The organism is Pseudomonas sp. Y24-6, from assembly GCF_020295325.1.
In the GTDB taxonomy this organism is placed as follows: domain Bacteria; phylum Pseudomonadota; class Gammaproteobacteria; order Pseudomonadales; family Pseudomonadaceae; genus Aquipseudomonas; species Aquipseudomonas gregormendelii.
Genome location: NZ_JACBXG010000025.1, coordinates 19589 through 38537, shown reverse-complemented (window position 1 = coordinate 38537; position 18949 = coordinate 19589). Strand labels below are relative to the sequence as shown.

Annotated in this window: 19 protein-coding genes and 1 pseudogene; 13 read left to right on the top strand and 7 right to left on the bottom strand. The window is 56.4% G+C overall.

Annotated elements, in window-relative coordinates:
- The 3 genes and pseudogenes from HYI44_RS28630 to HYI44_RS28620 form a co-directional block, all read left to right on the top strand.
- A pseudogene (locus tag HYI44_RS28630) lies at nucleotides 1-369 on the top strand (hypothetical protein); the annotation flags it as partial.
- A gap of 679 nt (nucleotides 370-1048) precedes the next feature.
- Nucleotides 1049-1423 (top strand): hypothetical protein, encoded by a 375-nt coding sequence (locus HYI44_RS28625; RefSeq protein WP_225571141.1) that lies wholly within the window; start codon nucleotides 1049-1051, stop codon nucleotides 1421-1423.
- Nucleotides 1424-1451: 28 nt separating this feature from the next.
- Entirely contained in the window at nucleotides 1452-2144 is a 693-nt protein-coding gene (locus HYI44_RS28620) for a DUF6933 domain-containing protein (RefSeq protein ID WP_225571140.1), read from the top strand.
- Between the two features lie 31 nt (nucleotides 2145-2175).
- Here the strand turns inward: HYI44_RS28620 and HYI44_RS28615 are convergent, their stop codons facing one another.
- Together HYI44_RS28615 and HYI44_RS28610 are read right to left on the bottom strand one after the other, a co-directional pair.
- Complete coding sequence (locus tag HYI44_RS28615; protein WP_225571143.1) at nucleotides 2176-2466, bottom strand: helix-turn-helix domain-containing protein; 291 nt, start codon at nucleotides 2464-2466, stop codon at nucleotides 2176-2178.
- 952 nt (nucleotides 2467-3418) lie between these two features.
- Nucleotides 3419-4057: a helix-turn-helix domain-containing protein gene (locus tag HYI44_RS28610; protein WP_225571139.1), complete on the bottom strand. Its 639-nt coding sequence runs from the start codon at nucleotides 4055-4057 to the stop codon at nucleotides 3419-3421.
- Between the two features lie 295 nt (nucleotides 4058-4352).
- On the opposite strand from HYI44_RS28610, the gene HYI44_RS28605 reads away from it, so the two are divergent.
- The 3 genes from HYI44_RS28605 (at nucleotide 4353) to HYI44_RS28595 (ending at nucleotide 5845) form a co-directional block, all read left to right on the top strand.
- Nucleotides 4353-4718, top strand: coding sequence for a hypothetical protein (locus HYI44_RS28605; RefSeq protein ID WP_225571138.1), 366 nt, complete (start codon nucleotides 4353-4355; stop codon nucleotides 4716-4718).
- 283 nt (nucleotides 4719-5001) lie between these two features.
- Nucleotides 5002-5313: a DUF1778 domain-containing protein gene (locus tag HYI44_RS28600; RefSeq protein ID WP_225571137.1), complete on the top strand. Its 312-nt coding sequence runs from the start codon at nucleotides 5002-5004 to the stop codon at nucleotides 5311-5313.
- Nucleotides 5285-5845 (top strand): GNAT family N-acetyltransferase, encoded by a 561-nt coding sequence (locus tag HYI44_RS28595; RefSeq protein WP_225571136.1) that lies wholly within the window; start codon nucleotides 5285-5287, stop codon nucleotides 5843-5845. Before HYI44_RS28600 ends, HYI44_RS28595 begins: the two co-directional genes overlap by 29 nt.
- Before the next feature lie 116 nt (nucleotides 5846-5961).
- Here the strand turns inward: HYI44_RS28595 and HYI44_RS28590 are convergent, their stop codons facing one another.
- From HYI44_RS28590 to HYI44_RS28570, 5 genes are all read right to left on the bottom strand, one after another.
- Nucleotides 5962-6657: an HNH endonuclease signature motif containing protein gene (locus tag HYI44_RS28590; RefSeq protein WP_225571135.1), complete on the bottom strand. Its 696-nt coding sequence runs from the start codon at nucleotides 6655-6657 to the stop codon at nucleotides 5962-5964.
- Between the two features lie 128 nt (nucleotides 6658-6785).
- Nucleotides 6786-7319, bottom strand: coding sequence for a Bro-N domain-containing protein (locus HYI44_RS28585; RefSeq protein WP_225571134.1), 534 nt, complete (start codon nucleotides 7317-7319; stop codon nucleotides 6786-6788).
- Between the two features lie 386 nt (nucleotides 7320-7705).
- Entirely contained in the window at nucleotides 7706-8956 is a 1251-nt protein-coding gene (locus HYI44_RS28580) for a ribonucleotide-diphosphate reductase subunit beta (RefSeq protein WP_045057829.1), read from the bottom strand.
- A 518-nt stretch (nucleotides 8957-9474) separates the two neighbouring features.
- Nucleotides 9475-9750: a hypothetical protein gene (locus HYI44_RS28575; RefSeq protein ID WP_225571133.1), complete on the bottom strand. Its 276-nt coding sequence runs from the start codon at nucleotides 9748-9750 to the stop codon at nucleotides 9475-9477.
- A gap of 184 nt (nucleotides 9751-9934) precedes the next feature.
- Nucleotides 9935-10198, bottom strand: coding sequence for a DUF2790 domain-containing protein (locus HYI44_RS28570; RefSeq protein ID WP_225571132.1), 264 nt, complete (start codon nucleotides 10196-10198; stop codon nucleotides 9935-9937).
- 476 nt (nucleotides 10199-10674) lie between these two features.
- Here HYI44_RS28570 and acs point away from each other — a divergent pair, with 476 nt between their 5' ends.
- The 7 genes from acs (at nucleotide 10675) to argR (ending at nucleotide 18867) form a co-directional block, all read left to right on the top strand.
- Nucleotides 10675-12630, top strand: coding sequence for an acetate--CoA ligase (gene acs, locus HYI44_RS28565; protein ID WP_122840225.1), 1956 nt, complete (start codon nucleotides 10675-10677; stop codon nucleotides 12628-12630).
- Nucleotides 12631-13328: 698 nt separating this feature from the next.
- Entirely contained in the window at nucleotides 13329-14102 is a 774-nt protein-coding gene (locus tag HYI44_RS28560) for an ABC transporter substrate-binding protein (protein WP_045057457.1), read from the top strand.
- A gap of 92 nt (nucleotides 14103-14194) precedes the next feature.
- Nucleotides 14195-14884, top strand: coding sequence for an ABC transporter permease (locus tag HYI44_RS28555; RefSeq protein WP_045057456.1), 690 nt, complete (start codon nucleotides 14195-14197; stop codon nucleotides 14882-14884).
- The gene (locus tag HYI44_RS28550) at nucleotides 14881-15579 is read left to right on the top strand and encodes an ABC transporter permease (RefSeq protein WP_045057455.1); all 699 of its coding nucleotides are present in this window, start codon (nucleotides 14881-14883) and stop codon (nucleotides 15577-15579) included. The genes HYI44_RS28555 and HYI44_RS28550 overlap by 4 nt, the downstream gene beginning before the upstream one ends.
- A 1-nt stretch (nucleotide 15580) precedes the next feature.
- Complete coding sequence (locus HYI44_RS28545; RefSeq protein WP_225571131.1) at nucleotides 15581-16693, top strand: M14 family metallopeptidase; 1113 nt, start codon at nucleotides 15581-15583, stop codon at nucleotides 16691-16693.
- Between the two features lie 27 nt (nucleotides 16694-16720).
- Nucleotides 16721-17485, top strand: coding sequence for an ABC transporter ATP-binding protein (locus tag HYI44_RS28540; RefSeq protein ID WP_045057453.1), 765 nt, complete (start codon nucleotides 16721-16723; stop codon nucleotides 17483-17485).
- A gap of 401 nt (nucleotides 17486-17886) precedes the next feature.
- Entirely contained in the window at nucleotides 17887-18867 is a 981-nt protein-coding gene (gene argR / locus HYI44_RS28535; protein ID WP_122840227.1) for a transcriptional regulator ArgR, read from the top strand.
- The last annotated feature ends 82 nt before the right edge of the window (nucleotides 18868-18949 follow it).

The following is an 18949-nucleotide window of genomic DNA, read 5'->3' as shown; positions in this document are numbered from 1 at the left end:
TTGTGGGAGTGCGTGCGTAGCTACATGGAGATTGGGCCGGAGGCTGCCCCGGAAGCCGCAGCGCTTAATTCAGGTGCAAATCTGCGCTACTACATCGATTACATGAACGACAAGGCCAAAGAGCGCGGCTGGTTTCTAACACTATTGTGGGAAGGTGTATTCGGCGTATTTATTTTCAATGCTCCTCTCGCTACCTATCTGCAAAGGAAAAAGCTGTACCCGCCGCCAGACCTGCCCTATCCCGACATCATCGAGTGGTCCAGGCCGCTACCACCCGAGCAATGGGCCACGCGTTCCCCTGAGTTGGACGTAGCCATAGCCACGCGTGAGGCAGAATTAGCGGCGCAGACGGCACGAGAGCTGGCTTGATGTTGAGCTGCCGGACTTTTGCAGCCTTCATACTGGAAAGTTGATTTTCTATTCCTAAACCCATGGTCACTGGCAACGCGGTGTCCGTGTTTCTGGGCCAGAAGAAACCATGATGCCAACACGCTCGACACCACCCCTCTCGGGCCAAGATGAGTGACCAGACTACGATGTTTGTTTGCCGCTCAATCTGCGTCCTGTGGCGGACATGTTCATCCGCCATCTGCATGAGCTGCCCTATCGGCAGTATCGATACTGCCCGCACTGCGACAGTTCCGACGTGTATTTATCAAAAGGCGTACAACCAGGATTTCGCCTACCGACTTATAGATGCAGCTCCTGCCGCAAGAACATGGCCAAGCGTTCTGTCTATCCATCGTCGTCTTGGACCACTGACCTGTAGGGAATTAAGGATGTTACCCGTCTGCCGATGCAGCGGGCGAGGGAGATTACGAAGTGGCTGCCGCACAAATGGGCGTCCGTTTAACTACGCAAGGCGTGTTCGCCGAACGCTTACAATCGTGCGTTTGGCTGTGTCCCTTGTGCGAATCATGTTGTTCCGGTCGTTCTTGATCGTTTCCAAAGCGATCTGTCACCTTTGGGGCGGCAGGCTTGGAATCGGCAGTTTTATTCGCAGGAATAGGCATGTGAGCAGTTCAAGTTTCCAAGCAGGAGAATGTAAATGTCCATCCTTGAAAGTGACTGGAAGAAGTTCAGAGAGCTGCGAAAAATTGCGCTCGAACGATTTTGCCAAGGCGTGCTCGCGGATGCCAAGACGATTACCCAGCACGGGGCGCTTCCAGCTCACGCACGCTATGGCATGCTCTATGGCTTGATCCAGGACCGGAACAAGGACATGGCCTGGGCGTTTGACGATAACAGTCAATCCCGCTCCAGTACGCGTACCGCATTGCGTGCGTTCATCATGCATGACCTGGTTACCGATGCAGAGTTATCAGGTCTGAGTGAAGAATTGCGAGAAGCAATGGCTGAGATTGTTCGTCAACCGTATGAGCTCGAATGGGTTGAAGAGATTGTTCGGCAGGATGGCTGGTAGTAAGCCCTTTCCCATCGGAGAACCACGGATGTTGATCTTCAACTGCACCGAAGCGGCCAGCAAGTTTTTCAGCCGCGTGCACAAGGGTAAAACCGTCACGCCCGTAAACCCACACCCACCCTCGCCAACGCCTGAGGAAGACGAAACGGGCGATTCGGCCGAACAGTGGCTAGTCCATGCGATCTCCGTTCAACGTAAGCACGTGCTGCTCGTAATCCATTTGAAAACCCGCTATTGCATGGTTTTCGCCGATGCAAAAAAGGCCGATGTTGAAGCGTTCACGCAGCGTTTTACTGAACGCTGGATCTGCGGCCTGATGCGCTATGCCCTGCAGCACGATGTTCTGCAATGGGTGAAAGATGAACCGATGATGAAGCGCTTTGAGGTAAGCAATCGAGAGTACGTCCTGTACAAACGCCGACACCGCGGCGCGCAAAAACATATCGACGATATTTCCTGGTTCTTCCAGGATTGCGCGGCAGAGTGGGGCGCGTTACCGCCGGATGAGTATGCCGCCCAACGCTTCGATGCGCGGATGAATGGGTTTATCAGAGGCAGCAAAGGCGTTAAGGATTATTTCATCCCGAACGAGGAAATGATGGTGCACTGGCTACGCAAGTATTGCGCACTTGATGAACCGATGATCAAGGCAGCCTGCGATCGGCGCAAAGAGGTAGAGCAGGAGGTTCGGGAGTTGGAGAGACAGATTCCGCAAGGCTGACTTTGCGCAGGATTATTGTGGACCGCCGCATTCAACTGTTTTCCGGAACCAGTCTGACTTCAACCCGGTGTCCCAGTGCACGTGCGGCGCTCGCCAAAGTCGCGAGCGTCATTCCAGCATCATTCTGATCCAGCGCACGATCCACAGCGGTACGGCTGGTGTGCATTCGCAGGGCCAGCGTCTTTTTGCTGACTTTCTGAGAGGCCATGGCTTGGGCAATCTGCCAGGCGATGACGCGCTTGAGGGCAGCGGCGGAGACCTCTTCGAGCATCCCTTGTTCTGCGAGTAAATCGTCAAAATTGGAGCCTACTGGGACGGTCATGGTGTTGTTGCTCTTCATAATCTTGCTTTACGAAATACAGGCTCGTTACCGGCCTCTGTGCAAAAAAAGCGCACGGAGAACACTAGGGGAATTCCATTCATATGTTGAGTGTACCAAAAAAGGTGCATGGCGCAAGCCGTTGGGCAATCACATGAGAGCTTGATAGTTCATCAACCGGCCGCTTATTTCACGACCTGATCAGATACAAGAAATGTCTGTATTCGGAAGTCTGGGCAGACGCGTTCATAAACGCTTGCGCCGTCCTTTTCGGGGCCTGGTAGGGCACTCAGACCGCAGATGATTGCTGCATGGGCAGGAGGCGAGCGTATTCATGCGGGCTCGGTTCCACTGTAGGAGCGAGCTCGCTCGCGAAAAACTTAAGAACGCCACTGGGTAACTGGATTTGCGCATGAAAGTTCACGACGCTCGCCTGATCAGTTCACTGGACACCGTACTGACGGCAATGTCGTTTTCAGAACCTTGAAACGCCACTTTTGACAGACGGTCTGCTCGACGCCTTGCCTTTGGAGAAGCATCGACTTGGACTGCCATTACCTAATGCTATTGAGGTGCATATGAGTGAACTTGTGCGAGTAAACATGCACTAAGCGAAATCCCAACTATCTCAACTCGCCGAACGCGCATGGCATGGCGACAAGATTGTGGTTACCAAGGCAGGCAAGCCTTATGTGGATCTGCTGCCTCATATCGATACACCTCGGGCGCATAAGCCTGGGCGGTTGAAGGGGCAAATTCGAATGTCTGCCGATTTCGATAAGACCCCTGAGGACATCATTGATGGATTTGAGGGCAGCCTATGAGGCGCTTGTTGCTGGATGCCCACGTGTTTCCTTGGTGGCTGTCCGACGATCCGGCACTGGGCACTGATATTGCCAACCCTGTGGCAGCCCCCTGTGCGGGAGGGCTTGCGCGAAAGGGGCAGTGAATAAACCTACCCCTTAACCGGCGCTTTATCTGTCTGTCTGCGGCCCTTGGCAGCTACTGTTTTGTATTCGCCGGCGTCGGCCTCTTTCCCTGGTCGTGCTATCCGGTCGTCATTGCGAAGGCGGTTGTAAATTGAGGTTTTCTTGACTGTGGGGCGAGCGGTTTCGGCAGGCGCTGCCTTTCCCGGGGCTGCCGACACGAAAGCACCCGGTTCCATTGCAAACCGCTCTGCCAACGCGTACGCCATCTTGTGACTGATGGGCCGATCCCCACTGAGCACCTTGGACACTGCCGTTTTATCACCAATTTCAGGCAGGTCCGAACCGGTGAGCCCGAGGGTCTCCATCAGATCCTTGATCAGCTGCACAGGGTTACACGATGCCTCAAAAGTGGCATTCGATTCGCGAAACTGGTCGGATTCGCGCTGGTAGGCCAAAATTTCGTCTTCGAGCTCAATGAGGATTTTCTCCTCGACCTTGCTCAATTCGCGCCCGTCGGTGAGCTCATCGAGCAGGTCGGTCGCACGCTCATAGTCAGCGGGGGTCTTGATGCCGTGCACAAACTCACCGCGCAGGCGCTCCAGCGCCGCGTGCAGCTCGCCAAGCGTTGCGATCACGGTTTGAAAGTCGTTCCTGGCCGCGCTCATCGTTTTACCCCTTTGTTTCTTGCATACCAGACGTTAGCAACGTCGTAATCGGCATGCGTGTAGATGTGTTTGACGTAGAAATTCTGCCGGGTGACTTCTGACACGTCATTGATGGATTCGAGCGCAGCCAATGAGGCTCGTAAAATTCCGCCCGAACCCCTGTGGGAGCGGGCTCGCGAAACGCCCTCCGGTTTTTCGAAGACCTTGTGTGAATGGCGTCTTCAGCCTTCCCCACAGAATCGTTTACGATCATCCCGAACGGAATGAACACACTGACCTAAAGGACTCGATCTCCATGCTAATGCCTCTTCCTCAAATCAACCAGCGCCTGAACAACCGCCGCTTCACCGTAGCCGGCAACACCCACGGACTCTCCGGCACTGGCACGGTGTTCCATTACCAGGTTGAGGGCGATGCCATTTCAAGCACCTACCAAGGTGGCCGAATTCGCATGGGCCACCAGGTTGGCCGCGTGACCGGCGTCGATACCATCGAGTTGCTTTTTCACTGCATCACCACCGAGGGCGAAATCCTGGCTGGCTGGTCCCGTGGAACGGTGGGCGTTGATGAGGCGGGGCGGACTACGCTGGCGTTTGTTTGGGGGTGGTTGTCGGGGGCGAGTGGCGGTGGGGAGTCGAGTTATGTTGAGGTTTTGGAGTAGCGGGGTGACCGAGCAATCACTACCGGCTCCAAAGAGGCCAAGCAGTTGCGAGCGTTGCTGCTCGATATGGTTGGAGCGTACGGGTGATGTACGGATGCTCCTTGACATGGTGAGCGTTGTACGGCTATGGTCCGTACCGTAAGGCTAGATATGTCCCGCCTACTGAACCTAAAGCTGAACCACTAAGGGACTTACCATGAAGCTTAAAACGGTAAAGGTGCGCAAGCGCCTCTAGGATAACCATTTAAAAGGGAAAACCACTGACTACACAAAAGGCATTCTCATGACTGAATTACTAGAACTACTTAAAGCGCCAAAAACTGCAAGGCTTGAAATCAAGACCACGGATATCGCGAAAGAAACTATCCGAAAAGCAGCACTGCTATCTGGCTTAGACATGACGTCTTTCATAATGTCTTCCGCTTTTGAACGTGCTGAAGCTGTACTTGAAAACCACAGAAGGATTGAGGTTTCGGAAAAAACCTTCGCCCGACTACAAGAAGTACTCAATGAGGACAAAAGCGCGAAGCCTACCAAGGCTTTGATAAATTTGATGAGAGGGACTCATGGAAACTACAGAGACCGTAACGTGTGAAATCGACTGCAATTTGCTAGCAACGTTTGAGAAGTACAACTTCCCTAAAGACTTCGACTGTGGGCTACCGCTAATCAATGAATATTTCAATGGTCGGCTGCGTCGGGCCTTGAAAAGCGAAAACGTTAAAGGCATCGGCGCAATTGTCGGCCACGATCTCTTGGGGTTTTGCACCCTAACCGTCAGTGAAATCACGCGGGAGAAGGCGAAGGCTGGGCTTTCCAAGGCGACAAATTTAACGAAACAGATTCCCGTCGTACGGCTCGTCATGCTTGGCGTGGATAAGAAGCTTCAGAAGTGTGGCATAGGCCTCGTCCTGATGCGGAATGCTTTGATGGAAACAGCGCGACTGCATATGCAGATACCCATTAAAGGCTTGTATTTGGATGCAACCCCTGGTGCTGTCAAATTCTACAGCCGGCTTGGCTTTAAAGTTTTGGGTGACCCTGATGAACATCAGAGCACACCGATGCTGCTGGGTATCTGCGTAATCATGGAGGCATATAATGATTGCCTGGAGAGCGCAGACTAGCTCTAGCAGAGTCTGCTTATGTCGTTATCAATGAAACGATGTATGCAGAGTCGCATTGATAACGAATGACCTGCTAAACCTGGTTAACCCATCTGTCAACACCTGTCAGTTTGCGATCATTCCCGCACCAGCCGCTTCACCCTCGTGTAAAGCGCCAAGGTAAAAGCTTCCCTGTCGTTCGAATGATGACAGCGTCGATGGCAATTCGGGCAAAGGGCAACGGCATTGCTCGTTCGATCCGAACCTTTCTGCGCCAAATGTTTAACGTGATGGACTTCTAGAAACGGCGCCCCGTCTTTCTCAAACGGTGCAGGCTTACCGCAGCCCTCACAGATACCTTTAGCTTCCTGCCGAACCCAAGCCCTGACCTCGGGGTCACGAATGTAAGCAGCTCTGCTGGACACAGCTTGCTTGGGTTTCAAGATCCCTTTTGGTGCCTTCTCGAACGTCTTCTGCTCTAGCGCTATGGCACGACGCTCAAGAGTGTCTTCGTCGGCAGATGGTTCAAAGACGTCAGTGACAAGTGCTTCTCGAATGCCCTGTTCGACATTGGCGCCTACATTCGTCGCAGGTTTGTATCCCACTATCCAATCGCGTCCCATTCGTTGTAAGACGGTGGAGATGTTGCGCATCCGGAACTCGACGGAACCTTCGGTGCGATCTGCCAATGCACCCTGACGAAGCAAGCGATTCTCTAGCGCTTTATTGAATTTTTGCCCTTTCTGCTCAAGTGTAAGCATCGTCAGATAGGCACCGACGGATGCCTTTATCTCGGCCTCGCTCCAATCTTCGTTCTTCTTTCCAATGTCCATACAATCGCCGAGGGTTGAAAACCCTCGGAAGATACTGAGTGGCCATCATGACTGTCTAGGAAAATTCCTACAGAGATGAGTGCGTATTCCTACGTCAGGTTCTACACGAGCTTTCCACGCATTCCAAGCTATACATCTGAACCCTTCGTCGGTTGGATTACCTCTAATATTTTCCGCCACCAAGGCCTGGCCACCGGCCACCGCCTTCGCGTGCGATCAAGCAATAGACAAGGCATGTCGCGCAATCGAATCCAGCTTTCGTCCTGCCAATGCAGGAGACTGAGCGACATTCCAGGCCATTTCAGTAATCTCATTGTTGGCCGGTCCAGGTTTCTCGACACCCCTGCATCACGCAGCGCCGGCACCACGTGATGAGTTAACCATTCACGCAATAACCGATTCTCCGGCGCGTAGTGATAAACCAACAACGCATACGCGCCGGACTCACTGATCATCAGCCGTTCCTCCGGCTGGCCGTAGTATTCGATCAGCAACCTTTGCCTCTGATCTTCATCCAGTTTGCTCACGATCCGATCACTCAAATGGAAGCCCATTAAACGACCCAAATCGCGAGCGCAGAACCACGGCTGGTTTTCCAGGAGGAGGGTGTGGAGTGAGAGGCTGCGGCGAGAGAAGACAGTTACAGAATAGGGATCAGTCATTATCTGAGTCCCCATTGCGAGATGGGAAGAAGGTGTATTCCGGCATATCCATGACCTCTACGTGAATTCAGGCGGGCCAGACCCAACGTAGAGTGGAAGGAAATCCCAACGAGCGAAGCCATTGCACATCTGCACCACAATCACCAAAGTGAATTGCGTGTCTGACGTATTGGCTGCGCTTCTATGTTGGGCGTTTCTTAGGCACCTGAGCAAAGCATATGGATGTTTTCAGTAGGTATCAATGCGGAAGAGTCTGAGAGATTTGTAGGAGGTTTCCGTTGTTGCGTAAGATTCCGCACAAATAAAAAAGCCCCAATCAAGTCGGGGCTTTTTTCGTTCGATTTAACGATTAAATAACCATCGTCCAATCGGGACTAGCCAAGAAATCAATCCCAGCTCAACGCCCCACCAGTCTGATACTCAATAACCCGAGTCTCAAAGAAATTCTTCTCTTTCTTCAAGTCCATGATCTCGCTCATCCAAGGGAACGGGTTAGTCGTCCCTGGGTACTCTTCCTTCAAACCAATCTGCGACAGGCGACGGTTTGCGATGAACTTGAGGTAGTCCTCCATCATCGCCGCGTTCATGCCCAACACGCCGCGAGGCATGGTGTCACGAGCGTATTCGATTTCCAGCTGAGTGCCCTGCAGAATCATCTGCGAAGCCTCTTCCTTCATCTCGGCATCCCACAAGTGCGGGTTTTCGATTTTGATCTGGTTGATCACGTCGATGCCGAAGTTCAGGTGCATGGATTCGTCGCGCAGGATGTACTGGAACTGCTCGGCGACGCCGGTCATCTTGTTGCGACGGCCCATGGAGAGGATCTGGGTGAAGCCGCAGTAGAAGAAGATGCCTTCCAGAACGCAGTAGTAGGCGATCAGGTTGCGCAGCAGCTCTTTGTCGGTTTCGACGGTGCCGGTTTCGAACTTTGGATCGGAGATCGAACGGGTGTATTTGAGGCCCCAGGTGGCTTTTTTCGCGACCGATGGGATCTCGTGGTACATGTTGAAGATCTCGCCTTCATCCATGGCCAGCGATTCGATGCAGTACTGGTAGGCGTGGGTGTGGATCGCCTCTTCGAACGCCTGGCGCAGGATGTACTGGCGGCATTCCGGGTTGGTGATCAGGCGGTACACGGCCAGCACCAGGTTGTTGGCAACCAGGGAGTCGGCGGTGGAGAAGAAGCCGAGGTTGCGCATCACGATGCGGCGCTCGTCGTCGGTCAGGCCTTCCGGGTCTTTCCAGAGGGCGATGTCGGCGGTCATGTTGACTTCTTGCGGCATCCAGTGGTTTGCGCAACCGTCCAGGTACTTCTGCCAGGCCCAGTCGTACTTGAAAGGTACGAGCTGGTTGAGGTCGGCGCGGCAGTTGATCATGCGCTTTTCGTCAACGGCGACGCGGGCGGAGGCGCCTTCGAGTTCGGCGAGGCCTTCGGCGACGTCGAGGTTGTCCAGGGCTGCCTTGGCGCGAGCGATGGCGGCGGAGTCGGACGCGGTTACAGCGCGAGCTTCTTGAGCAGCAACACCACCGGCGGTGTCGAGGCGGTCCATGTTGGCTTCAGTCGCGTGGCCGGCGTTGGCGCCTTTAACCACGGTCTCGCCGCTGTCTTCTTTGTCGAATTCGTCCCAGCTCAGCATGACGTGTCGTCTCCTGCGTGAGGGCCAGATGCCCGTGTGAAAACTGAAAGGTTGGTTTTTCACACGACCGTTCTGGCCGCGTTGGATAGCGTTTTTTGCAGCGGTACACGCAGGCAAATAAACATAATTTTGTACGGGGTTCCGAGAGCCTCTGACGGGCGCAAAAATCGATGACGACTTCGGCGTGGGCTTCAGACTGGCTGTCATCCCTGTAAGGGGATATTGCAGGCCCGTTTAAGCCGGCATTATAGGGAAATTTTTGCGGCCGTGGTGGGGCGAATCCGCACATGAGGCGGTGAAGAAGAGGGGATTTTCGGTCGGAGCGAGGGTTTACAGGGCTTTGGCTGGATATCGCGGGTGAAGATTTTTTTTGATTAATTTTTCCGGGCCGTTTGTTTTGTACAAAAAACAGCCAAAAAAGCGCTTTTTTACTACATGTTGTGTTTTGAGCGGGTTTTCGATGGCCCCAGACACAACTAAGCCCGACCGAAGTCGGGCTGTAAAGTTACGCGATATGATCAGCTGAAGCGCGCTGCGCCGACGTGATCGGAACCGTCTGCGGCGACTTTGGCGGCGCCGGTGTGATCAAAACCATCGGAAGCCAGTTTGCCAGCGCCTACGTGATCGGCACCATCAGCGGCGAAGGACGCAGAGCCGGTGTGGTCGTAGCCGTCGGAAGCGACTGCGGCTTCGGTGGTGAAAGCTGCCGAGCCGGTGCGATCGTAACCATCGGTGGCGAAGGTATTGGCTGCCAGGACGGAGAGGGTCAGGGCGAGGATCAGTTGGGTTTTCATGGTGGTTGCTCCAGGTTCGTTGGCGTTTTGTGCCTTGGGTGTGGAATGGATACTACGCCAGATAATTTGATTAAAAAGCGCAAATAAGTGCTTAAAAGTATCTAATAAGTCGATATATAAGGCTCGGCGCTGCATCTGTCTGATTGAGACGGGTCGAGCCGTTTATAAAGAATAGGGTGGGTGTTTAGCCGTTGGAGCAGCCGTTACCCATGATGCTGTAGCGCAGGATGTGTCGTTGGCCGTGGGAATCGTCGTATTCCATTTTCATCGGCACCACTTCACAGACGTTGGGGATTTCGCTCATGGACACGACTTTGGCGATGTCCAGATGGGTGGAGTAAGTGTATTCCTCAACTACCGGTTGTTGCTGTGCGACATCAGTCGGGGCCTCGTCTGCCATGGCGGTTGCGCACAGGCTGGAGAGGGCCAGAACTAATAAAGCTTTCATCTCAGTTTTACCTTTTAGAGGTCGAGTGGGGGCACGCAACCTTTATGGGGTTGCGTGTGGAACTTGATTGCCGGGGTTTTGATTAACTGCCTTCGTGGGGGCTGCAACTTGGTTAATCAGGGGTTGCCTTGTTGGCGAGAGGGATTTTAGGCGTGGGGGGTGGATTCATATAGGTGGGGTTTTGATAAACACTTTTGACAGATTTCGTAACAATCACGCAATGGTCTGGTGTATGCGATCCCTGTAGGAGCTGCCGGAGGCTGCGATCTTTTGGTCCTGGCGACCTTTGAAGATCAAAAGATCGCAGCCTTCGGCAGCTCCTACGGCGGGGCGTAGATAGGCGGGGTTGAGGGGCTCAGGGGATTGTCAGGGCAATTTGTAGGGGCTTGTTACTACCATCGTCGAATGGTTCTATAGGGCCGCCCCGGGCTACAACAGGGCCATACAAAAACAACTATTCCACCGAGGTAAGAAAGATGAGTGCGGCTTCCCTGTATCCCGTTCGTCCCGAGGTAGCGGCCAACACGCTGACCGACGAGGCAACCTACAAAGCCATGTACCAGCAGTCGGTCGTCAACCCGGACGGCTTCTGGCGCGAGCAAGCCAAGCGCCTCGACTGGATCAAGCCTTTCACCACGGTGAAGCAGACTTCCTTCGACGATCACCACGTCGACATCAAGTGGTTCGCCGATGGCACCCTGAACGTTTCCTACAACTGCCTGGACCGCCACCTGGCCGAGCGCGGCGATCAGATCGCGATCATCTGGGAAGGCGATGACCCTTCCGAAAGCCGCAACATCACCTACCGTGAACTGCACGAAGAAGTCTGCAAATTCGCCAACGCCTTGCGCGGCCAGGATGTGCATCGCGGCGACGTGGTGACTATCTATATGCCGATGATTCCCGAGGCCGTGGTCGCCATGCTGGCGTGCACCCGCATCGGCGCGATTCACTCGGTGGTGTTCGGTGGTTTTTCGCCGGAAGCCCTGGCGGGTCGGATCATCGACTGCAAATCCAAGGTGGTGATCACCGCTGACGAAGGTATTCGTGCCGGCAAGAAGATCCCGCTCAAGTCCAACGTCGATGACGCCCTGACCAACCCGGAAACCAGCAGCATTCAGAAGGTCATCGTGTGCAAGCGCACCGGTGGCAACATCAAGTGGAACCAGCATCGCGACATCTGGTACGAAGACCTGATGAAAGTGGCGGGCAGTGTCTGCGCGCCGAAAGAGATGGGCGCTGAAGAGGCGCTGTTCATCCTCTACACCTCCGGTTCCACCGGCAAGCCTAAAGGCGTGCAGCACACCACTGGCGGTTACCTGCTGTATGCGGCCATGACCCACGAGCGCGTGTTCGACTACCGCCCGGGTGAAATCTACTGGTGCACCGCCGACGTCGGCTGGGTCACCGGCCACACTTACATCGTCTATGGCCCGCTGGCCAATGGCGCGACCACGGTGCTGTTCGAAGGCGTGCCGAACTACCCGGACATCACCCGGGTGGCGAAGATCGTCGACAAGCACAAGGTCAATATCCTCTACACCGCGCCAACGGCGATCCGCGCGATGATGGCAGCGGGTAACGCAGCAGTCGAAGGCGCTGACGGCAGCAGCCTGCGCCTGCTGGGTTCGGTGGGTGAGCCGATCAACCCGGAAGCCTGGGATTGGTACTACAAGAAGGTCGGCCAGTCGCGCTGCCCGATCGTCGACACCTGGTGGCAGACCGAAACCGGCGGCAACATGATGAGCCCGCTGCCGGGTGCGCATGGCTTGAAGCCTGGTTCGGCGGCTCGTCCGTTCTTCGGCGTGGTGCCGGCACTGGTGGACAACCTGGGCAACATTCTGGAAGGCGCGGTTGAGGGCAACCTGGTGATTCTGGATTCGTGGCCAGGCCAGGCGCGCACGCTGTATGGCGACCATGACCGTTTTGTCGACACCTACTTCAAGACCTTCCGTGGCATGTACTTCACCGGTGACGGTGCCCGTCGTGACGAGGATGGTTACTACTGGATCACCGGTCGCGTGGATGACGTGCTGAACGTTTCCGGCCACCGGATGGGTACTGCCGAGATCGAGAGCGCGATGGTTGCTCACCCGAAAGTCGCCGAGGCGGCGGTGGTGGGTGTGCCGCACGACATCAAGGGCCAGGGCATTTATGTGTATGTGACCTTGATCGGTGGCGAAGAGCCGAGCGAGCAGCTGCGCCTGGAGTTGAAGAACTGGGTGCGCAAGGAGATCGGGCCGATTGCTTCACCGGATGTGATCCAGTGGGCGCCGGGGCTGCCGAAGACGCGTTCGGGCAAGATCATGCGGCGGATTCTGCGCAAGATTGCGACCGCTGAGTACGATGGGTTGGGGGATATCTCCACCCTGGCGGATCCGGGTGTGGTGCAGCATCTGATTGATACGCACAAGACGATGAATGTGGCTTAATCGCCTTCTCTGAGTCAGTAAAACCCCATCCGATGTTGTGCCGGATGGGTTTTTTTTGTCTGGGGTTTTTGTGGGGGCTGTTCGGGCCTCATCGCTAGCAGGCTAGCTCCCACAAGGATCTCCAGTGGATTCAAAATCTGAGTCCAGCGCATGTCCCCCTGTGGGAGCTAGCCTGCTAGCGATGGCGATCAGTCAGACGCTAAACGAACATCAGTCAATAATTATCGGCATCCCCTGTCATCCTTTTCCCACTGTTACCCGCTATCGTTCAAGTAACTTAATGTGTAACCGCCCGCTCCGATACGGGGCATAGGGAAACGCAAAGCCCCATCATTGGGCGTCTCCAGCCTGTCTAAAAAATAAGTCCCCACGCTACGCTTGCCGGATTAGAAGGCTTTGCCAATAATAGGCCCGCAATTTGCAGCATAGATCGGTTAACTTTCTTTTGCTCTTGCATGAAATTGCAGGGCTGTCAACGTGCCTGGGCGGCATTCTCGGTGCTTCTGTAATTTGTTGTCGCATTGAAGAAATATCGGCTTCGGGCCTGTCGTTAGAATGCCGATCACTCGCTCGTCGTTGCGTGCTTTGAAAACAACGTGTGTTACGTAGGACGCAGCAATCGCTTTCCGGTTTTACTCACTCGCATGTTGGGCTGTCGCTCACTCTGCCTTTTAGCCCTATACCGATGGAGTACCAAGATGAAGAAACTCGTGCTGCTTGGCGCCCTGGCACTGTCCGTGCTGTCGCTGCCTACCTTCGCTGACGAAAAGCCGGTGAAGATCGGCATCGAAGCGGCTTACCCTCCGTTCGCCTCCAAGTCGCCGGATGGCAGCATCGTGGGTTTTGACTACGACATCGGCAACGCCCTGTGCGAAGAGATGAAGGTCAAGTGCGTGTGGGTCGAGCAAGAGTTCGACGGCCTGATCCCGGCACTCAAGGTGCGCAAGATCGACGCGATCCTGTCCTCCATGTCGATCACCGAAGACCGCAAGAAGTCCGTGGACTTCACCAACAAGTACTACAACACCCCTGCGCGCCTGGTCATGAAGGCCGGCACTCAGGTCAGCGACGGCCTGACCGAGCTCAAGGGCAAGAACATCGGCGTGCAGCGTGGTTCGATCCACGAGCGTTTCGCCCGTGAAGTGCTGGCCCCGCTGGGTGCCGAGATCAAGCCGTACGGTTCGCAGAACGAAATCTACCTCGACGTGGCCGCTGGCCGTCTCGACGGTACCGTGGCTGACGCTACCCTGCTGGACGACGGTTTCCTGAAAACCGACGCCGGCAAAGGTTTTGCGTTCGTGGGCCCGGCTTTCACCGACGTTAAATACTTCGGTGACGGCGTCGGTATCGCAGTGCGCAAGGGTGACGCGTTGAAAGACAAGATCAACGCCGCGATCACTGCCATCCGCGACAATGGCAAGTACAAGCAAATCCAGGACAAATACTTCGCCTTCGATATCTACGGCAAGTAACAACGTCCCGGCGACAAGTCCGAAATGGCGCAAGCAACAGGATCTCTGAGGTTTGCGCCATTTTTTCATCCCAACTTTCGAGGACCTGAATCATGTTGAAAGGCTACGGGGCTGTCATCCTCGATGGCGCATGGCTGACGCTTCAGCTCGCCTTGTCGTCCATGGCCCTGGCCATCGTTCTGGGGCTGATCGGCGTTGCATTGCGTCTGTCGCCGGTGCGCTGGCTTGCGTGGCTGGGCGATCTGTATTCCACGGTGATCCGCGGTATTCCCGACCTGGTGCTGATCCTGCTGATTTTCTACGGCGGCCAGGACCTGCTCAACCGCGTGGCACCGATGCTCGGTTATGACGACTACATCGACCTGAACCCGTTGGCGGCCGGTATCGGCACCTTGGGCTTCATCTTCGGTGCGTACCTGTCGGAAACCTTCCGTGGCGCCTTCATGGCGATCCCCAAGGGGCAGGCAGAGGCGGGCATGGCGTACGGCATGAGCAGTTTTCAGGTGTTCTTCCGGGTGTTGGTCCCGCAGATGATTCGCCTGGCGATTCCGGGGTTCACCAACAACTGGCTGGTACTGACCAAGGCCACCGCGCTGATTTCGGTGGTGGGTCTGCAAGACATGATGTTCAAGGCCAAGCAGGCGGCAGATGCCACCCGCGAGCCTTTCACCTTCTTCCTCGCAGTGGCGGCGATGTACCTGGTGATCACCAGCGTCTCGTTGCTGATACTGCGTCAACTTGAGAAGCGCTACTCGGTAGGCGTAAGGGCGGCTGATCTATGATCTTCGACTACAACGTCATCTGGGAGGCCTTGCCGCTGTACCTCGGCGGCCTGCTGACCACCCTGAAACTGCTTGGCCTGTCGCTGTTTTTCGGCCTGCTGTGTGCGCTGCCCCTGGGCCTGATGCGCGTGTCGAAGAACGCGGTGGTGAACATGAGCGCCTGGCTCTACACCTACGTGATCCGCGGCACGCCGATGCTGGTACAGCTGTTCCTGATCTACTACGGCCTGGCACAGTTCGAGGCCGTACGCGAAAGCTTCCTGTGGCCGTGGCTGTCCAGTGCGACCTTCTGTGCGTGCCTGGCGTTTGCGATCAACACCAGCGCCTACACCGCAGAAATCATCGCCGGCAGCCTGCGCGCCACGCCGAATGGCGAGATCGAAGCGGCCAAGGCCATGGGCATGTCGCGCTACAAAATGTACAAGCGCATCCTGCTGCCGTCGGCTCTACGCCGGGCGCTGCCGCAGTACAGCAACGAAGTGATCATGATGCTGCAGACCACCAGCCTGGCTTCCATCGTGACCCTGATCGACATCACCGGTGCCGCGCGTACCGTGAACGCCCAGTATTACCTGCCGTTCGAGGCGTACATCACCGCTGGCGTGTTCTACCTGTGCCTGACGTTCATCCTGGTGCGCCTGTTCAAGATGGCCGAGCGCCGCTGGCTGGGCTATCTGGCCCCGCGGAAGCATTGATATGGAACGCATCGACCACCCATTGCCGTGGAGTCACCTGGGCTGCGAACGCCAGATTTCGGTGTGCCGCTTCGGTAGCGGTGAGCGCAAGGCCTACATCCAGGCCAGCCTGCACGCCGACGAACTGCCGGGTATGCGCACGGCTTGGGAACTGAAAAAGCGTCTGACTGAACTCGAAGCTCAAGGCTTGCTCAACGGCGTGATTGAACTGGTGCCGGTGGCTAACCCTCTGGGGCTTGGGCAGTTGCTTCAGGGCAGTCATCAAGGGCGCTTCGAGGCCGGCAGCGGCAAGAATTTCAACCGCGATTTCGTCGAGTTGAGTGCGCCGGTGGCCGCTGCTGTGCAAGGCCGCCTGGGCGATGATGCCCACGCCAACATTCAGCTGATTCGCCAGGCCATGAGCGATGCGCTCGACGCATTGCCGCCGGCTTCGAGCCAGTTGCAAGGCATGCAGCGCGTGCTGCTCAGCCATGCCTGCACCGCCGATGTGGTGCTGGACCTGCATTGCGATGCCGAAGCGGCGTTGCACATGTACGCGCTGCCGCAACACTGGCCGCAGTGGCGTTCGCTCGCGGCGCACCTGGATGTGAAGGTGGGTTTGCTGGCGGAGGATTCCGGCGGCAGTTCGTTTGACGAAGCGTGCTCGCTGCCGTGGTTGCGTTTGTCGCGCCAGTTCCCGGATGCGCAGATTCCACTGGCGTGCCTGGCGACTACCATTGAGTTAGGCGGTCAGGCTGACACCGGTCGTGCAGATGCCGAGGCGCACGCCGAAGGCATTCTGGCGTTTCTCGCCGAGCAAGGCCTGATCAGCGGCGAATGGCCGAAACCTGCGAATGACGCCTGTGAAGCCATGCCGTTCGAAGGCACTGAATTGCTGTTCGCGCCGCACCCGGGGGTGATCAGCTTTTTGCGCAAGCCCGGCGAGTGGGTCGAGGCCGGTGACGAGATTTTCGAAGTGATCGATCCGCTGGCGGATCGGGTCAGCACGGTGTGTGCTGGTACGTCCGGGGTGCTGTTTGCCATTGAACGGCTGCGTTATGCCCAACCCGGTTTCTGGCTGGCCAAGGTGGCGGGGCGCGAAGCGCTGCGTCACGGGCGCTTGCTCAACGACTGACTGACTGTTTTTGTGAGAACCGACCGCATGTACAAACTTGAAGTCCAAGACCTGCATAAACGCTATGGCAGTCACGAAGTGCTCAAGGGTGTGTCCCTGAAAGCGGCGGCTGGCGATGTGATCAGCATCATCGGCTCCAGTGGCTCCGGCAAAAGTACCTTCCTGCGTTGCATCAACCTGCTTGAGCAGCCGCACGCGGGCCGTATTCTGCTCAACAATGAAGAGCTCAAGCTGGTGGCAAACAAGGACGGCGCGATGAAAGCCGCTGATCCCAAGCAGCTGCAGCGCATGCGTTCGCGCCTCTCGATGGTGTTCCAGCATTTCAACCTGTGGTCGCACATGACTGCACTGGAAAACATCATGGAAGCGCCCGTGCACGTGCTGGGCATGTCCAAGGCTGAAGCCCGCGAGAAGGCCGAGCACTACCTGAACAAGGTGGGCGTGGCCCATCGCAAGGACGCCTACCCGGGCCACATGTCCGGCGGCGAACAACAGCGCGTGGCGATTGCTCGTGCGCTGGCGATGGAGCCGGAAGTGATGCTGTTCGACGAACCGACTTCAGCCCTCGACCCGGAACTGGTGGGCGACGTGCTCAAAGTCATGCAGGCCCTGGCGCTGGAAGGACGGACCATGGTGGTGGTGACCCACGAAATGGGCTTCGCCCGCGAGGTGTCGAACCAGTTGGTGTTCCTGCACAAGGGCATCGTCGAAGAAAGCGGCAATCCGCGCGAGGTACTGGTCAACCCACAGTCCGAGCGCCTGCAACAATTCCTCTCAGGCAGCCTGAAGTAATCAGGACTGCCGTTGTGCACCGGGATCGTGCATGCTTCGCAGCCTGAAGGCTGGCCGCGATCCCCCTGTNGTCCGAGCGCCTGCAACAATTCCTCTCAGGCAGCCTGAAGTAATCAGGACTGCCGTTGTGCACCGGGATCGTGCATGCTTCGCAGCCTGAAGGCTGGCCGCGATCCCCCTGTAGGAGCTGCCGAAGGCTGCGATCTTTTGATCTTGATTGTTCAAATCAAAAGATCGCAGCCTCGTTTCACTCGACAGCTCCTACAGGTCATCGGTGTAGGGGCGGGCGCGAGCCGGCCGGCCCCCCATAGTTGATCGGTGCCGGTTTCAAGATTTGCGTTCACTTTCGGGCTAGCATTGGCCCATGCCTTCATCACTGTTTTCGTTTCGGACTGCCCTCCATGACTGCCCATCGAATTGGTTTCCTGATTTGGCCCAGCACTAAAGCACTGACGCTTGCGCTGGCTGAGGAGGCCTTGCGTGTTGCCCAGCGTGTGCATCCGGACGTTGTCTACGAGCTGTCATTCCTGCAGGCCGAACCGCCCACCGAAGGTGCCTGGCAATTGCCGGGCGAGCCTTGGGCCGGCAAGCTGGAAAACTTCCAGAAACTGTTTCTGCTCGCTGACGAGCCGCCGGCCACCCTCGCGCCGGCCCTCAGCAGTTCGTTGAAACAATTGGTGCGCGCCGGTTGTGTCATTGGTGGCCTGTCCGCCGGTGTGTACCCGTTGGCGCAGTTGGGTTTGCTCGACGGTTATCGGGCCGCCGTGCACTGGCGCTGGCAGGACGATTTCGCCGAGCGCTTCCCGAAAGTCATCGCCACCAGTCATCTGTTCGACTGGGATCGTGATCGCCTCACCGCGTGCGGCGGCCTCTCGGTACTCGACCTGCTGCTGGCGGTATTGGCCCGGGATCACGGTGCGGAACTGGCCGGTGCGGTTTCCGAGGAGCTGGTGGTCGAGCGCATTCGCGAAGGCGGTGAGCGCCAGCGCATTCCGCTGCAGAACCGCCTGGGCTCCAGCCATCCGAAGCTGACCCAGGCCGTGTTGCTGATGGAGGCCAACATCGAAGAGCCGCTGACCACCGACGAAATCGCCCAGCATGTGTGCGTGTCCCGTCGGCAGCTGGAGCGCATCTTCAAGCAATACCTCAATCGCGTGCCCAGCCAGTACTACCTGGAACTGCGCCTGAACAAGGCCCGGCAGATGCTGATGCAGACCAGCAAGTCGATCATCCAGATCGGCCTGTCCTGCGGTTTCTCCTCAGGGCCGCATTTCTCCAGCGCCTACCGCAACTTCTTCGGTGCCACGCCACGGGAAGATCGCAACCAGCGGCGCAGCAGCAGCCCGTTCGAATTGTCGTCGGTGCCTTCCGAGCGCGGCTAGCGCCAATTAATCGGTCACTGTCCCTGTAGGAGCTGCCGCAGGCTGCGATCTTTTGATTGTAATTTTTCAAGATCAAAAGATC

Excerpts from the sequence above, each read along its gene's own strand:
- HYI44_RS28625 (WP_225571141.1), top strand. The coding sequence starts at position 1,049 with ATGTCCATCCTTGAAAGTGACTGGAAGAAGTTCAGAGAGCTGCGAAAA.
- HYI44_RS28620 (WP_225571140.1), top strand. The coding sequence starts at position 1,452 with ATGTTGATCTTCAACTGCACCGAAGCGGCCAGCAAGTTTTTCAGCCGC.
- HYI44_RS28615 (WP_225571143.1), bottom strand. The coding sequence starts at position 2,466 with ATGACCGTCCCAGTAGGCTCCAATTTTGACGATTTACTCGCAGAACAA.
- HYI44_RS28610 (WP_225571139.1), bottom strand. The coding sequence starts at position 4,057 with ATGAGCGCGGCCAGGAACGACTTTCAAACCGTGATCGCAACGCTTGGC.
- HYI44_RS28605 (WP_225571138.1), top strand. The coding sequence starts at position 4,353 with ATGCTAATGCCTCTTCCTCAAATCAACCAGCGCCTGAACAACCGCCGC.
- HYI44_RS28600 (WP_225571137.1), top strand. The coding sequence starts at position 5,002 with ATGACTGAATTACTAGAACTACTTAAAGCGCCAAAAACTGCAAGGCTT.
- HYI44_RS28595 (WP_225571136.1), top strand. The coding sequence starts at position 5,285 with ATGGAAACTACAGAGACCGTAACGTGTGAAATCGACTGCAATTTGCTA.
- HYI44_RS28590 (WP_225571135.1), bottom strand. The coding sequence starts at position 6,657 with ATGGACATTGGAAAGAAGAACGAAGATTGGAGCGAGGCCGAGATAAAG.
- HYI44_RS28585 (WP_225571134.1), bottom strand. The coding sequence starts at position 7,319 with ATGACTGATCCCTATTCTGTAACTGTCTTCTCTCGCCGCAGCCTCTCA.
- HYI44_RS28580 (WP_045057829.1), bottom strand. The coding sequence starts at position 8,956 with ATGCTGAGCTGGGACGAATTCGACAAAGAAGACAGCGGCGAGACCGTG.
- HYI44_RS28575 (WP_225571133.1), bottom strand. The coding sequence starts at position 9,750 with ATGAAAACCCAACTGATCCTCGCCCTGACCCTCTCCGTCCTGGCAGCC.
- HYI44_RS28570 (WP_225571132.1), bottom strand. The coding sequence starts at position 10,198 with ATGAAAGCTTTATTAGTTCTGGCCCTCTCCAGCCTGTGCGCAACCGCC.
- acs (WP_122840225.1), top strand. The coding sequence starts at position 10,675 with ATGAGTGCGGCTTCCCTGTATCCCGTTCGTCCCGAGGTAGCGGCCAAC.
- HYI44_RS28560 (WP_045057457.1), top strand. The coding sequence starts at position 13,329 with ATGAAGAAACTCGTGCTGCTTGGCGCCCTGGCACTGTCCGTGCTGTCG.
- HYI44_RS28555 (WP_045057456.1), top strand. The coding sequence starts at position 14,195 with ATGTTGAAAGGCTACGGGGCTGTCATCCTCGATGGCGCATGGCTGACG.
- HYI44_RS28550 (WP_045057455.1), top strand. The coding sequence starts at position 14,881 with ATGATCTTCGACTACAACGTCATCTGGGAGGCCTTGCCGCTGTACCTC.
- HYI44_RS28545 (WP_225571131.1), top strand. The coding sequence starts at position 15,581 with ATGGAACGCATCGACCACCCATTGCCGTGGAGTCACCTGGGCTGCGAA.
- HYI44_RS28540 (WP_045057453.1), top strand. The coding sequence starts at position 16,721 with ATGTACAAACTTGAAGTCCAAGACCTGCATAAACGCTATGGCAGTCAC.
- argR (WP_122840227.1), top strand. The coding sequence starts at position 17,887 with ATGACTGCCCATCGAATTGGTTTCCTGATTTGGCCCAGCACTAAAGCA.